The sequence below is a fragment of the Anoxybacillus sp. UARK-01 genome, from assembly GCF_002075365.1.
In the GTDB taxonomy this organism is placed as follows: domain Bacteria; phylum Bacillota; class Bacilli; order Bacillales; family Anoxybacillaceae; genus Anoxybacteroides; species Anoxybacteroides rupiense.
On record NZ_NASY01000028.1, the window covers coordinates 1 to 15,218 of the forward strand.

At 43.9% G+C, this 15,218-nt stretch carries 15 protein-coding genes; 2 read left to right on the top strand and 13 right to left on the bottom strand.

What is annotated here, in order from left to right:
• Positions 1–273: 273 nt before the first annotated feature.
• The gene (locus B6A27_RS03395; RefSeq protein WP_080860185.1) at positions 274–1,683 is read right to left on the bottom strand and encodes an MDR family MFS transporter; all 1,410 of its coding nucleotides are present in this window, start codon (positions 1,681–1,683) and stop codon (positions 274–276) included.
• Between the two features lie 136 nt (positions 1,684–1,819).
• Between B6A27_RS03395 and B6A27_RS03400 the strand changes: the two genes are divergently transcribed.
• Entirely contained in the window at positions 1,820–2,464 is a 645-nt protein-coding gene (locus B6A27_RS03400) for a TetR/AcrR family transcriptional regulator (RefSeq protein ID WP_161491026.1), read from the top strand.
• 651 nt (positions 2,465–3,115) lie between these two features.
• Here B6A27_RS03400 and B6A27_RS03405 read toward each other — a convergent pair.
• A complete protein-coding gene (locus tag B6A27_RS03405; RefSeq protein ID WP_236631777.1) occupies positions 3,116–3,805 on the bottom strand; it encodes a hypothetical protein in 690 nt (229 codons plus the stop codon).
• Between the two features lies 1 nt (position 3,806).
• Positions 3,807–4,106 carry a hypothetical protein gene (locus B6A27_RS03410; RefSeq protein ID WP_080860189.1) on the bottom strand — a complete coding sequence of 100 codons (300 nt, stop codon included), beginning with the start codon at positions 4,104–4,106 and terminating at the stop codon, positions 3,807–3,809.
• Between the two features lie 438 nt (positions 4,107–4,544).
• Here B6A27_RS03410 and B6A27_RS19020 point away from each other — a divergent pair, with 438 nt between their 5' ends.
• Positions 4,545–4,793, top strand: a complete 249-nt coding sequence (locus B6A27_RS19020) for a MarR family winged helix-turn-helix transcriptional regulator (protein ID WP_369824138.1) — start codon at positions 4,545–4,547, stop codon at positions 4,791–4,793.
• Positions 4,794–5,167: 374 nt separating this feature from the next.
• On the opposite strand, the gene B6A27_RS03420 is transcribed toward B6A27_RS19020, so the two are convergent.
• From B6A27_RS03420 to uvrB, 10 genes are all read right to left on the bottom strand, one after another.
• Complete coding sequence (locus B6A27_RS03420) at positions 5,168–5,680, bottom strand: acyltransferase (RefSeq protein ID WP_080860191.1); 513 nt, start codon at positions 5,678–5,680, stop codon at positions 5,168–5,170.
• Positions 5,681–5,683: 3 nt separating this feature from the next.
• A complete protein-coding gene (gene ppaX, locus B6A27_RS03425) occupies positions 5,684–6,325 on the bottom strand; it encodes a pyrophosphatase PpaX (protein WP_044741457.1) in 642 nt (213 codons plus the stop codon).
• Complete coding sequence (locus B6A27_RS03430; RefSeq protein WP_080860192.1) at positions 6,325–7,260, bottom strand: nucleoside recognition domain-containing protein; 936 nt, start codon at positions 7,258–7,260, stop codon at positions 6,325–6,327. The genes ppaX and B6A27_RS03430 overlap by 1 nt, the downstream gene beginning before the upstream one ends.
• 16 nt (positions 7,261–7,276) lie before the next feature.
• Positions 7,277–8,086: a prolipoprotein diacylglyceryl transferase gene (gene lgt, locus B6A27_RS03435; RefSeq protein ID WP_066149671.1), complete on the bottom strand. Its 810-nt coding sequence runs from the start codon at positions 8,084–8,086 to the stop codon at positions 7,277–7,279.
• A gap of 18 nt (positions 8,087–8,104) precedes the next feature.
• Positions 8,105–9,040 (bottom strand): HPr(Ser) kinase/phosphatase, encoded by a 936-nt coding sequence (gene hprK, locus B6A27_RS03440; protein ID WP_044741460.1) that lies wholly within the window; start codon positions 9,038–9,040, stop codon positions 8,105–8,107.
• Between the two features lie 87 nt (positions 9,041–9,127).
• Positions 9,128–9,472 (bottom strand): phage holin family protein, encoded by a 345-nt coding sequence (locus B6A27_RS03445; RefSeq protein ID WP_080860193.1) that lies wholly within the window; start codon positions 9,470–9,472, stop codon positions 9,128–9,130.
• Positions 9,469–9,669 carry a PspC domain-containing protein gene (locus B6A27_RS03450; RefSeq protein WP_066149663.1) on the bottom strand — a complete coding sequence of 67 codons (201 nt, stop codon included), beginning with the start codon at positions 9,667–9,669 and terminating at the stop codon, positions 9,469–9,471. Before B6A27_RS03450 ends, B6A27_RS03445 begins: the two co-directional genes overlap by 4 nt.
• 14 nt (positions 9,670–9,683) lie before the next feature.
• Positions 9,684–9,998 (bottom strand): magnetosome magnetite crystal formation protein family, encoded by a 315-nt coding sequence (locus B6A27_RS03455; RefSeq protein WP_044741481.1) that lies wholly within the window; start codon positions 9,996–9,998, stop codon positions 9,684–9,686.
• A 321-nt stretch (positions 9,999–10,319) separates the two neighbouring features.
• Positions 10,320–13,181 (bottom strand): excinuclease ABC subunit UvrA, encoded by a 2,862-nt coding sequence (gene uvrA / locus B6A27_RS03460; protein ID WP_369824139.1) that lies wholly within the window; start codon positions 13,179–13,181, stop codon positions 10,320–10,322.
• Positions 13,182–13,197: 16 nt separating this feature from the next.
• Entirely contained in the window at positions 13,198–15,177 is a 1,980-nt protein-coding gene (uvrB, locus tag B6A27_RS03465) for an excinuclease ABC subunit UvrB (RefSeq protein ID WP_080860198.1), read from the bottom strand.
• Positions 15,178–15,218: the final 41 nt, after the last annotated feature.

Sequence of the window (15,218 nt, forward strand, 5' to 3'; positions counted from 1 at the left end):
AGAAATGTTGTTGTCAACAACATTTCTCCTGCCTAAGCATAAGAAATCGCTATTTATGGACAAGCGCCTGCCGTCTATATCCCATCCATCGCATAAAAAGTGCATCGACAACGCCGATGGATACGAGCACACATATTTTCCATTCGTTTAGCGAGCCGCTATCTCTTGATCTTGCTTAGTTGCTGTCATCTCCAATATGAAGTATAAAGACGAAAACTCCATGATTACTAGTAATGTTGTCTTCATTCAGAAAACCTCAAAATACATGGAATATTACGCCTTTGATTTTACCTTATTGGTTAAAAACAGAGATGGAATAAACATCGCAACCATTAACATGCTTGCAACCAAAAAGCCTGATTGATACGCAGAAGTAAGGTGCGCTAGATTAGGAACAACATGATCCATTCGATTAGCTACAATCGTCGCTAATACTGCCGATCCAAATGCACCGCCAATATTTTGAATAATACGAGTAGCAATACTAGCCTGTGGTATTTGACTTTTGGATAGACCAGTATAAGCATCCGCCATTATTGGTATCGTAATTCCTCCTACACCGATTCCACGAATAAACAGAGCGATCGCAATGAGCCAATAACCTGTGTTTTGTGAAAACCATGCAAATGGAAATGTGCCAATAAACGTAATCACAATCGCAAACATTACCACAATCTTTGCCCCAATTTGATCAATCATCTTACCAATCAATGGTCTAACAATCAGCATTCCCAATCCTTGCGGTATGAGGGCTAGACCAGCAAGAATAACTGTGTCCCGTCGAATATTTTGAAAGAACAAAGGTAAAAGCAACATAGGTCCATTGGTACCAATCCCAGCAAGAAACAATGCACAAATTGATGCTGTAAAGCTTCTAAATCTAAATAAACTTAAAGGGACAATAGCATTTTTAGGTTGTACGAATGCATAAATAATATAAACAATAGTTAAAACAACTCCCACTCCTAAAAAGGCAATCGTTTTAAAATTGGCCAAATCAGAACTTGAAGCCACTGTTGTAATTCCATATATAAAACTAGCTGAGAGACCTCCTAATAATAATATGCCTAACCAATCAAACTTTTTCTGCTTGTTATCGGGAGAAAAGCTCGGAAGATTTTTATAAATCAAATATAACGCAATCATGCCAATAGGAACATTGATGAAGAAAATCCAGCGCCATGAAAGATAATCTACAAAGAATCCTCCGATGACCGGACCGAGTATAGGTCCTAAAATAATAGGCATTCCGACAATCGACATCAATTTCCCCATATTATCCTGCCCGGCAGCCTGAACCAATAAAGTGGTCAACAACGGAATAATAAGTCCTGCACTAAATCCTTGCACAAGACGGAACATAATGAGACTTTCGATGTTCCATGAAATTCCTGAAAGGATGGAGCTAATAAAAAAAAGGAATTGAGCACTTACATAAATGCTTTTTCCATCAAAGCGATTGACCAACCATCCAGAAAAAGGAACTGCTATCCCTGTCGCTAAGACATATCCTGTAACAACCCATTGAATCGTATCAAGCGATGAATGAAAATCTTTCTCCAAATCATTCACAGCTATATTAACCATCGTTGAATCTAGCATTGGGGCAATTGCGCCAAGCACTAACAAAAGGGCAATATTCACTAGTTCTTTAGGTAATTTTTCCTCTCTCTTTCCAATCATATTATCATCCTTTCTATTAGATACAGTATGTATCTTAATTATATAGCGTATAGAAAATAAAGTACAATATGTATCTTAAAAATATGTTAAAAAATATGATAAAATGACTGTAGAAATGAATGAGGGGGTTAGAACCTTGACAAATGAACGAAAACGAGGAGAAAAACTAGAGATAACCATTCTCGAAGCAGCAGATGAGATTATACACACCTTCGGATATGAGCATATGACATTCCAAAATGTTGCTAAAAAAGCAAAGACCAGCCGAACTGTCATCTACCGCCGCTATGAAACGAAAGGAGATCTCCTTCACGCTTTAATACGATACAAAGCTAAACAGGCACTTGGTGGAAGCATGATTGAGTTAATCAACGAAAGAGGAAGCCTGCGAGCAGATTTATTGGCAGTTGTAGAGCTTTACCAACAATTTTTTGAAGCTATAGGTCCGAAAGTGATCAGTGCTATACTATTTGAATTGAGCCAAAAAAATTCCCATTTACAACTCTGGTTTAACCGCGCACTGGAAAGTAACATGAAAATAATGAGGAAAATCCAAGATTTCGCCAAAAAGCGCGGAGAAATTAATCATGAATTTTCACTCATGCAGATGAGTTTACCTTTTGATTTATTAAGGTTTGAAAACGTGATACGAGGCGGGAATGTATCAAAAGAGTATTTGACTCAATTAGTAGATGAAATATTAATGCCCATTTATCATTCCCCATCAAAGCATTTCTTTCTCAATAGAGAGAAAGAGCATGATCCGGTAAATAAAGAATAGATAAACACTAATCAGAACTGGCAAAAACCTCATTTGTTATGGACGGATATGAACAAACATTTTTCGTTACCAGTGGTGCTAAATAAAGTAACCTTTGCATGAAGATCTCCTTTAAAATGTAACTCTTTCCGTCAAAAGAAGAAGTCCTATGCAAGACCATTTCACAATAGATGAAATATCACATATGCAGCAATTGAATCGATTGAATGAGGTTATGATCGCGTCCATGCTCTTGAACATTACCATGGGTTCCAATATCTTCTTTGAAATGGATTCGATCCTAGTTAGTTAAGCGTTCGATCCATCACAATGATATAGTAACAGCTGGCCCATTGAACCCTGCCATTACACATGAATGGATCACAGCAAACGATTTTAATGATCGTTGAATCGATTATGGTGCATCCAAAAACAAAAAGACAGCTGATTATGGGAGGCTCCTCTTCAGATCACTATTCAAACGCTTCGGGTATGTGTCGTCACCAAAGCATTCTGCCAGACTGGCCGCCGTAAAAACCGTGCAATCCCACCTCCTCTTCCTATAAACAAATGAGTGGAGCGAAACACTGCCCCACTCATTTGTTTAGTGATGCGCTCTCCTCTCTCACCTATCCTGCGGCGAGAGAGAGGGAAGATTGCTTGGCCAATATGTTAAACTCCTATCTCTTGTACGAGTCTCTGAAAAGTATGAAATGCTGGCTTTGGCGTATAGTCATCTCCCATTATGCCAAATTGGTGGAATAAATCGTGAATCGAGCTATCGGCATCTCTTAACCCAAAAAACTCATAATGAGTAATATTGAATTCTTCGCGTAAAGAATAGACAGTACGAATAATAGTCTCAAACACCTTAGCCTGATGCTCATACGATCTTTCTCTTCCCGTAAAAGGGTGCCTGCCAGTAGGCCAGCCGTTTTCCGTAATCCGAATTGGAATCGTTTCAGGTATATGGGCCGTCTTAAGATTTTTTTCACGAAAACGGCACAGCACATATTCTACAGAAGCTGGTATGTCTTTCAGTTTAATTTCTTCTTCAAATACATCTACATAGAAATTATATCCGACATAATCGAGCGCTTGGACAAAATCATGTCCACCAAGCTCAAAAATCCGTTCCCAAAAATCTGGAACAATCGGGCCAACATGATCTGGATCAGCCGCAAAGCCAATATTGACTTGGGAATTGATTGCCTCCTTTTCATTTTTAGCTGCCATAATTCCCTGCACTAAAGTTTTTTGAACATTCGGCTTAGAGCCTTCCATGAACGTCATATTCGCTTCACCTGTAATTTGCAAGCAATCGAGATGATTACTATATTGCCGAATAATTGATCGAATCAAATTAAGCCATCCATCCAAGTTCCCTTCCTGAATCATAAAACCCTAACACCATATCCCATTTAAATCCCCATTTTTCTCCTACCTTCACATAACGCTTGACGTAGGATAAAACTTTGTTCAATAACTCTGGTCCGCTATAAACTATATAAGTTCGAGGCAGCAGTGTCGTTGCTTTGCTTTGTAGTTCTTTTAAGGCCACTCCGATTTTTTCATAATCATCCTCCGGTCCTGTTGCTAAACCCGTCGGCGTTCCCGCCACACTAAATGGATAAATGCCAAAGATTAATCCAAAGGAAGTCATTCAAATATCTCTTTTCTTAAAGAGAACGGAATCTTGTGTCTCTTTTGTGAGTTAGTAAATAAAATTGAATTATAGCGTCTCTCTCGATAAACTACATTTAGTAAACCAGCCTTTTAGCGAAAGGATATAAGCACAACTTAGCATTTGTATGTTTCCACTTTTGATTATTCGTTTTCCCAACTATTCGAACTTGTTTGATGCGGAATCTCTCAGTCGTGCTGATACACACTAAATTATTAAATTAATATTTACTTCACACTCGAAAAACCATGGTTTTACCTAAATAAATAGCAAATAATTATTTACTAATTTTCAACATATAAGTGAAAGAGAGGATGCTTACCGATGACAAGGATTCACCAAATTGCCGAACGTTTTGCTCAGCTTCTTCCTTTGCTGGATAATTAAATTTTTAAACCAATCATTCAAGCTACTCCGATTCCGAAGAAGCAGTCCGATTTAACTCATTTGCAATTCCATATACTAGAATCGTTGCTTCATGCAAAGGCTGACATTTCAATGACCGAGCTGGCTGACGGTTTAAGAATTTCGAAGCAGCAGCTTACTCAGCTGATTCGGAATTTAGAAGAGAAGGAGTATGTAACGAAAGTACCAAGTCCCACCGATAAACGATCCGTTATCGTGATGCTGACGGAAAAAGGGAGACACGTTGTGAAGAAAAGATAGGAGGAATTTTATCGGTTATTTTGTAATAAGATAGAGCAACTGAGTGGGGATGATTTAATAAACCTCGAATACGCCCTTACCAAGTTGGCTCAAATTATGGCCAAACTAAAATAATCTTTTTTTCTGACTACCAAATTCCCTTCAGAAATATGACTTATCGAGAATTTTCTCACCTTTAAACGTGGGAAATGGAAGAAGCTCATCATTCGCTGAAATTTTCGCTGCTTAATTTGACAGCAAACATTTGTCAAGAGCGATCCATTCATCAATTTTTTATTCATTGCATTCAATAACTATATAAACTCCATGTATGGTATGCAACAAAAAATAGTCTCCCGCCTTCCAAATATGGCGGCGGGAGACTCAAAATGGAGTTATTTATTTTGGGGTGTGTCCTCTGTCTCTTCTCTCATATAAACCATTCGCATCGGATTGCCGGCCACAAATGCACCTGGAGGCACATCCTTGTGTACCACCGTTCCTGCAGCCACAATCGCGCGATCGCCAATGACCACTCCCGGGAGAATGGTGGAATTCGCGCCGATCATGACTTCATCGCCGATGATGACATCGCCTAGGCGATATTCATCAATCAAATACTCATGCGCTAAAATCGTGGTATTATAGCCAATAATCGAATTGCGGCCAATTTTGATTTTTTCTGGGAACATAATATCCGGCATCACCATAAACGCAAGTGCGGTTTTCTCGCCAATTTCCATATGCAAAAATGTGCGGTACAGCCAATTTTTCAGCCGCATAAATGGCGTGTAGCGCCCTATTTGAATGATCACTACATTTTTAAACACCTTCCAAAACGAGACCGTTTTATACACTTGCCACAACGAATTGGCTCCAGATACCGGATATTTTGTCGTTCGTCTCAAAATTTATTCCACCCCTACAATCGCCAATAAATCACTCATTTTCTCAAGCATAAAGTCTGGTTCATACTTCTCCAGATACTCTCTTCCTTTAATGGCCCATGCTACTCCTGCCGTCTTTGTTCCCGCTTGCTTTCCCGCCAAAATGTCATGATAATTATCTCCAACCATGAGCGTTTCTTCTGGAACAGAACCTAAAAGCTCAAGCGCCTTCAAAATCGGTTCAGGATGCGGTTTCGCGTTTTGTACGTCATCCAGCCCGACAACACAGCGGAAAAACGGATCAAGCTTTGTCCGCTTTAATCCCATCAGCGCCGTCGCGTTCATTTTTGTCGTCACGACTCCCAATTGAAAGTCGTGCTGGTGTAGCACGGCAATCGTTTCATATACCGTTTCATATTCTTTTATGAGCGCATCGTGCTGGCGATGGTTGAACGCCCGATAGGTCGCAATCATCTCTTCTACCCGTGCTGCATCAAGCGCAGCAAAGGTATCGTAAAGCGGCGGACCGATAAACGGCAGGACATCCTCCCGTCTATATTTTCCGGGATAGTAGGTTTCCAACGTATGCAAAAATGACTGGATAATGAGTTCATTTGTATCAATCAGCGTGCCATCCAAATCAAATAAAATCGTGCGAATGTTCATTAGGCTGCTTCCCTTCTCCCTGTTTTTCTATAAACATTCCAAACAAATCCGACCATCATCGTCAATAGAACAGCTGTTGTCAAGCGAATCAGCAAAAGCGGCCATACCGGGATGCCAAGCGGAACAAATAATAGTGTATCCTCTACCACCGCATGGCACGCAGAAAGAAACAGAAAAGCAAGCGTGACATCTTTCTTCGATACACCATCCTCTTGTACCGCCTGAATCATGACTCCCGCTCCATATGCCAAACCAAATAAAAGTCCCGCCGCCAGCGTCATCGACGTATTTTCTTTCATTCCAAGCATTTTCGTCAATGGGGACATCCAACGTGAAAACACATCAAGCCATTTTAAATCCTTCAAAATTTGAATCCCGACCATGAGCGGAATGACAATCATGGCGAGCTGCATAATTCCGAACAATGCTTTTTTCACGCCTGCCCAAACGACAGGTCCCCATCCGGAAAACTCTGCTGAAGAGCTAGAGATCATACCATATTGCGCCACCTCATCTCCTCCCTGCCAAATCAGATGAATGAGGAGCGCAGAAACAATCGCCAGCATAACGCGAACACCAACAGCTAAAGCTACATGAACCCCCACTCTTCCAGCAACTGTCACTTCCACAAGCAAATTGTGGGAAAATGAAAGCATGACAGCTAAAATCAATACTTCTTTTACCGTCAGATGCAGCGTCAAAATCGCGCCAATTCCAGCATATAAGTTTAAAAAATTCCCCAACACAAGAGGAATGGCAGCCTCCCCTGGCAGGCCGATCCATTTCATCAGCGGAGATACCACTCGAATGATCCACGGCAAAATCGGCGTATACTGCAGAATCGATACGATAAGAGTAACCGGAAAAATAATTTTTCCAAGCGCTCCCGTCGTCTTCACGCCGACTGCCAGCCCTTTTTTGACCGTCTCGACCAATCCGCTTCCCCCTTTTCTAATCTAAATAACGCTCCTTCGCCCATCCTTTTACCCGCCGTACCATCCACAATCCGGCCGCTAACACAACCAGGGCAATGGAGACAACTTGGGCAATCCGCAAATGATCTGTCAGCATTAAGCTATCTGTCCGCATTCCCTCGATAAAAAAGCGACCGATCGAATACCAGATTAAATAGCTGAGAAATAACTCACCGCGGCGCAAATTGATCCGACGCAACATGATCAGCAAGAAAAAGCCCATCAAATTCCAAATCGACTCATATAAAAAAGTCGGATGATAATATTGGCCGTTGATATACATTTGGTTAATAATAAAATCTGGAAGGTGCAAGCTTTCAAGAAAATGGCGCGTCACTGGTCCGCCGTGCGCTTCTTGGTTCATAAAGTTGCCCCAACGGCCGATCGCCTGGCCTAAAATAATGCTAGGCGCTGCAATATCGGCCAGTTTCCAAAACGAAATGCCCCGCCTTTTGGCAAAGACGACTCCCGTAATGATTGCGCCAATTAAGCCTCCATGGATGGCTAAGCCTCCCTCCCAAATTTTAGGGATTTCAGCAGGATGCTTCGCGTAATAATCCCATTCAAACATCACATAATATGTACGGGCACAAATAATCGCAATCGGAACAGCTAATAAAACGAGATCCACAAATGTTTCTTTTGCCAATCCACGCTTGACCGCTTCTCGCGTCGCAATCCACAGTCCAAGCAGCACGCCTGTTCCAATAATCACTCCATACCAATAAATAGTGATAGGACCAAGGTGTAAAAATACACGATCTAATGGCTGAATCGCTGGATCCACCTTATCCTTCCTCCTCTCTTATTCGTAATCATGATCTCCATCCTCAATGGCATCTGTTAAGCGTGCCGAAAACTCTTCAGCAGCATTCATTCCCATTCGTTTCAAGCGGAAATTCATGGCGGCTACCTCAATAATGACCGCTAAATTTCGGCCGGGTCTTACTGGAATCGTCAATTTTGTCACTTCTGTATCAATAATTCTCACTTTTTCTTCTTCTAAACCGAGCCGATCATATTGTTTATTCGGATCCCACAACTCCAAATCCACGACGAGCGAAATGCGCTTATGTGTCCGCACGGCTCCTGCACCGAACAATGTCATCATATTAATGATACCAAGCCCGCGAATTTCCAGAAGATGCTCAATCAGCTCTGGAGCATTACCGACGAGAAGGCCTTCATCCTCTTGACGAATTTCTACGCAGTCATCGGCCACAAGACGATGGCCTCGCTTTACCAACTCCAGCGCCGTTTCACTTTTTCCGACACCGCTTTTTCCGGTAATCAGCACGCCAACACCGTATACATCAACCAATACCCCGTGCACAGCGGTCGTCGGAGCCAGCTTGCTTTCCAAAAAATTCGTCAATCGGCTCGAAAGGCGTGTCGTTTTCATCGTTGAACGCATGACCGGAACCGAATGGCGCTCAGATGCTTCAATTAATTCTTGCGGAACATCCAGCCCGCGCGATACAATAATTCCCGGCGTAATATCTGTACAAAGCTTTTCCATGCGAATCTTCTTTTCAGCCGGGTGCAATCGTTCAAAAAACGAAAGCTCTGTTTTTCCTAGCAATTGAATCCGCTCAGCTGGATAGTAGGCAAAATATCCCGCCATTTCAATTCCTGGCCGCGATAAATCGCTTGTTGTAATCGGACGGTGTACTCCTTCCGCCCCGCTGATTAATTCAAGCTGAAATTGTTCAATCAAATCTTGCGTCCGAACTTTCGGCATCAAAACCCCCCCTTTGCTTTTCCATTTTAACACTTTTCCCAACGCATGTGAAAAAAGAAAAAACGTTCGCGCCGAAGCGGAACGTTTTTAGTCTCTATCGCTAATCGCATCAATGATGACATGAAAGAGAGAAATCGCAAGCGAAGCCAACAAGGCCGCACCGAATCCATCAATTGTAAACGAGTCGCCCATCAGCCATGATGTCATAAGCAATGTTAAAGCATTGATCACAAATAAAAATAGTCCAAACGTTAAGACGGTTACCGGAAGCGTTAAGACAATCAAAATCGGTTTGACGACCATATTTAAGAGCGACAGCAGAAAGCTAGCTAAAAGCGCAGCGCCAACCCCAGACAAATGAATGGACTGAAAATAGCCGGCAAGCGCCAACAATAGCACGGCATTGACAATAATATGCGCAAGCCACTTCATCGTTCCATCCCCTCTTGCGGCATCACCAAGGCAGCGATGACGTAAAATAAAACAAATGGCATAATTCCAGTCGATAAAAGCAAAATCACAAAAATTAACCGAGTGAGCGTTGAATCGATTCGAAAATAAGCGGCCAAGCCGCCGAGAACGCCCGCTATTTTGCGGTCATGATAAGACCGAACCAGTTTTTTGTTCATGGTTTCACTCCATTCTATGCTTCTTGCAATACTTGAATGCCTTTGATCACATTCCAAATGATGACCAATAAATGAATCATCCCTCCAACTACGATTCCCAAAAACGGCAGCGCTGCCAAGCCATCATGGTTGGTCGCTGCGGCAATGATAAAACCACCGATGGACAGCACAAGAATGAAAAACGGAAGAAGATGCGAAAACAGCGATTTTTTCGCATGTTTTTTGACCTTCTCCTCTTTCGTGACAAAATAAACAATCACCGGAAAAAGAAACGGCGCAAAAAACACGCTAAAATAGCAAGTGGCCGATAACAGCTTAGATGAATTCACCTTCATCGCTCCCTTCTTTATATCAATATATACGACGCATATACCGAAAAGTTTCAGTACCTCATGCTATACATAGATGGGATTCTCACCAGCATCCTTAAAAACAAAGCATCTCATGAGCCTCTCCTACCTTCACTCCGCTTAGGGGGAAGACTTCTCGGTGGATGGTGTTCAATTTCCACCCTGAGCTTCTCTACATCAAAAGAAGGAAGCGAGATGATGATTGATCTTTCCCGCTATTCAGCGCATCTATTTCTCTTTGCTTACCTTTCCCTCTTTGGCTAGAATCTGTTCATGTGAATGTGAAAAAAGGGCCCTTGATTAGGGCACCTTTACTTCTTCATACATCGCTTGCATTCGCCGGCGGTCGCGCTCTAAAATGCGTTTTAAATACAGTCCCGTATAGGACCCTTTCACTTCGGCGATTTCCTCTGGGGTTCCCACCGCCACGATTCGGCCGCCTTTATCGCCGCCTTCAGGACCGAGATCAATAATATAATCAGCCGCTTTAATGACATCAAGATTATGCTCAATAACAAGCACGGTATCACCGTTATCCACCAGCCGCTGAAGCACTTTAAGCAAGCGGGCGATATCATCAATATGCAAGCCTGTGGTCGGCTCATCTAAAATATAGAGAGTGCGCCCCGTCGAACGGCGGTGCAGCTCAGACGCCAGTTTTACCCGCTGCGCCTCTCCCCCAGATAGCGTTGTCGCCGGCTGGCCCAGCTTGATATAGCCTAATCCGACATCATAAATCGTTTGCAGCTTGCGCTTGATTTTCGGAATGTTTTCAAAGAAGGCGAGCGCATCCTCCACCGTCATTTCCAGCACTTCGGCAATGTTTTTGTCCTTATATTTCACTTCCAGCGTTTCACGGTTATAGCGTTTGCCGTGGCATACTTCACATGGAACGTACACATCCGGCAAAAAATGCATTTCAATTTTAATAATGCCATCGCCGCGGCAGGCTTCGCAGCGGCCGCCCTTCACGTTAAAGCTAAAACGGCCTTTCTGATAGCCGCGCACCTTCGCCTCGTTCGTAGCTGCAAACACCTCGCGAATATCATCAAATACTCCCGTATACGTGGCCGGATTGGAGCGAGGCGTACGTCCGATCGGCGACTGGTCGATGTCAATGACTTTGTCCAGATGATCGATTCCTTTCAATGCTTTATACTCTCCAGGCTTCGCTTTCGCTCCTTGTAATTTTTGCGCCAGCGCTTTGTGCAAAATTTCATTGACAAGCGTACTTTTCCCCGACCCTGATACTCCCGTCACAGCCACAAACGTGCCAAGCGGGATTTTCACGGACACATTTCTTAAATTGTTTTCTTTTGCACCATGTATTTCAAGCCAGCGGCCATCTGGCTTGCGGCGTTCCGGCGGAAGCGGAATAAATTTTTTGCCCGACAAATATTGGCCTGTTAGGGAATGAGGATCGTTCATGACTTCTTCCGGCGTTCCGGCCGCCACTACTTGGCCGCCATGAATGCCGGCGCCTGGACCAATGTCAATCAAATAATCAGCAGCCAGCATCGTGTCTTCGTCATGTTCTACGACAATCAGCGTATTGCCGATGTCTCTCATGTTTTTGAGCGTATCAATCAGCCGATCGTTGTCACGCTGATGGAGGCCGATGGACGGCTCGTCCAAAATGTAAAGCACACCCGTTAGCCGGGAGCCAATTTGGGTCGCAAGACGAATGCGCTGTGCCTCCCCCCCTGATAATGTGCCGGCTGAACGGCTTAATGTTAAATAATCTAAGCCCACATTATTTAAGAAACCAAGCCGTTCTATGATCTCACGCAAAATCATATGGGCAATTTTCTGTTCTTTTTCACTCAATTCTAAGCTCCGGAAAAACGCGAGCGCTTCCGTGACAGACAGCGATGCCACTTCCCCAATATGCTTGCCGCCGACAAGCACGGCTAAGCTTTCTTTTTTTAAACGATAGCCTTTACACGTTGGACACGGCTGATCAGCCATGTATTTTTCCATTTGCTCGCGAATATAATCAGAGCTTGTTTCGCGGTAACGCCGTTCAATATTGGGAATAGCCCCTTCAAATTCAATGTAATGTTCGCGAATCTGTCCAAAATCATTTTCATAACGAAAATAAATTTTTTCACCATTGCTTCCATACAGGATGCGATTTAACTGCTCCTTCGGCAGCTCCTTTACCGGAACATCCATATCAATTCCATAATGCTGGCAAACAGCCGCCAACAGCTGTGGATAATATTGGGAGCTTTGCGGTTCCCATGGAGCGATCGCATGCTCGCGCAAGGTCAGTTCATCATTCGGAATGACTAAGTCCCGGTCTACCTCCAATTTAGCGCCCAGCCCGTCACAATCCGGACACGCTCCGTACGGACTGTTGAACGAAAACATGCGCGGCTCAAGCTCGCCAATCGAAAAACCGCAATACGGACAAGCGTGATGCTCGCTAAACAGAAGTTCCTCTTCTCCGACCACATCAATAATCACTTTGCCGTCAGCCAGCTTCAGCGCTGTTTCCAGAGAATCAGCCAAGCGCGAGGCAATGCCTTCCTTCACGACGATGCGATCAATCACTACTTCAATAGAATGCTTTTTATTTTTTTCTAATTCGATGTCTTCCGATAGCTCGCGCATCTCGCCGTCTATGCGCACGCGTACATATCCCTGTTTTTTGATCTCTTCTAGCGTTTTAACATGCGTTCCTTTTCTTCCCGATACGATCGGCGCTAATACTTGAATTTTCGTTCGTTCCGGGTAAGCTAAAATGCGGTCAACCATTTGTTCAATGGTTTGCGACGTAATTTCAATGCCGTGCTCTGGACAAACGGGACGGCCAATCCGCGCAAACAATAAGCGCAAATAATCATAAATTTCGGTAACCGTTCCCACTGTGGAGCGCGGATTGCGGCTCGTCGTTTTCTGATCGATTGAAATGGCCGGAGATAGCCCTTCGATCGTATCGACATCCGGCTTGTCCATTTGTCCTAAAAATTGGCGGGCGTATGCCGAAAGCGATTCGACATAGCGCCGCTGCCCTTCCGCATAAATCGTATCAAACGCCAACGACGATTTTCCTGAACCTGATAACCCCGTTAAAACAACAAGTTGGTCTCGCGGGATCTCAATGTCCATATTCTTTAGATTATGAACTCTTGCCCCTTTAATCGTAATTTTATCCATTGGCATAAGCTTTTGATCATCCTTCCGCTTTGAGTTCAAAAATTAAATCGCGAAGCTCGGCCGCGCGTTCAAAGTCAAGCGCTTTGGCCGCTTCTTTCATTTCTTTTTCTAAGTTCGCCACAAGCTGCTCCCGCTCTTTTTTCGTCCATTTGCGGCGATCCGGCTTCACCTCGTACGACTCTGGCTGTTCAGCCGCATACGTCGCACGAATGACATCACGAATCCCCTTTTGAATCGTCTTCGGTACGATGCCATGCTCACGGTTATAGGCCTCTTGGATGGAACGGCGCCGTTTTGTTTCATTGATCGCAATCTCCATCGATTGGGTGATCGTATCGGCATACATAATCACATGACCGTTGGCATTGCGGGCCGCTCGTCCAATCGTCTGGATCAGCGAACGCTCTGAACGCAAAAATCCTTCCTTATCAGCATCTAAAATCGCGACAAGCGACACCTCCGGAATATCCAATCCCTCTCTTAACAAGTTAATGCCAACAAGCACGTCGTATTTGCCGATGCGCAGGTCGCGGATGATTTCAATGCGTTCAAGCGTTTTAATTTCCGAATGCAAATAGGCCACCTTAATCCCTATTTCCTTCAAGTAATCGGTTAAATCTTCCGCCATTTTTTTCGTGAGCGTCGTCACTAGTGTTCGCTCATTCCGCTTCACGCGTTCATGAATTTCATCGATCAAGTCATCTATTTGCCCTTGAATTGGACGAACATCAATCGTCGGATCCAAAAGCCCGGTCGGCCGAATAATTTGCTCGACCATTTCCGGACTATGCTCCAATTCGTATGGTCCCGGCGTTGCCGACACATAAATAATTTGGTTCACTTTTTTCTCAAACTCTTCAAACGTCAGCGGACGGTTGTCAAGCGCTGACGGCAGGCGGAAGCCGTGATCGACCAGCACCTGTTTGCGTGCTTTGTCGCCATTATACATCCCGCGAATCTGCGGCAGTGTGACGTGCGATTCATCAATCACAATTAAAAAATCGTCTGGAAAATAATCGAGCAGCGTATAAGGAGTCGATCCTGGCGGGCGCAATGTTAAATGGCGTGAGTAGTTTTCAATTCCTGAACAAAAGCCCATTTCCCGCATCATTTCAAGATCATAGCGCGTGCGCTGCTCAAGCCGCTGCGCTTCCAACAGCTTGCCCTGCTCCCGCAACTCCTTCAAGCGTTCTTCCAGCTCTTGCTCGATATTTTGAATCGCCAGCTGCATTTTTTCATCGCGCGTGACGAAGTGGGAAGCTGGGAAAATCGCAACATGCTCCCGCTCTCCGATAATTTCTCCAGTCAGCGCATCTACCTCGCGAATCCGTTCAATCTCATCGCCAAAAAACTCGACACGAATGCAATGCTCGTCGCGCGAAGCCGGAAAAATTTCGACGACATCACCGCGAACGCGAAACGTTCCCCGCTGAAAATCAATGTCATTGCGCGTATACTGCACATCGACTAAACGGCGCAGCAATTCGTTTCTTTCGATTTCCATCCCTGTCCGTAAAGATACGACAAGCTCTCGATATTCTTCCGGAGAACCCAAGCCGTAAATGCATGATACACTGGCCACAATAATGACATCGCGCCGCTCAAATAAAGCAGATGTGGCCGAATGCCGCAGCTTATCAATTTCATCGTTGATGCTTGCGTCCTTTTCAATATACGTATCCGTCTGCGGCACATACGCTTCCGGCTGATAGTAGTCATAGTAGCTCACAAAATACTCAACTGCATTATTTGGAAAAAACTCCTTCAATTCACTATATAGCTGGCCCGCCAATGTTTTATTATGAGCAATGACCAGCGTCGGTTTACTCACCTTCTGGATGACGTTAGAAATGGTAAAGGTCTTTCCTGTTCCTGTCGCTCCTAATAGCGTTTGATGCTTCGTACCGTTCAAAATTCCTTCCACCAGCTTAGCAATTGCCTTTGGCTGGTCGCCTTGCGGCTGATAGGCTGATACTAATTGAAAATGATCTTTCACCTGCGCAAAGCCCCCTTCGTATTCATCCTAATTGTATTGTA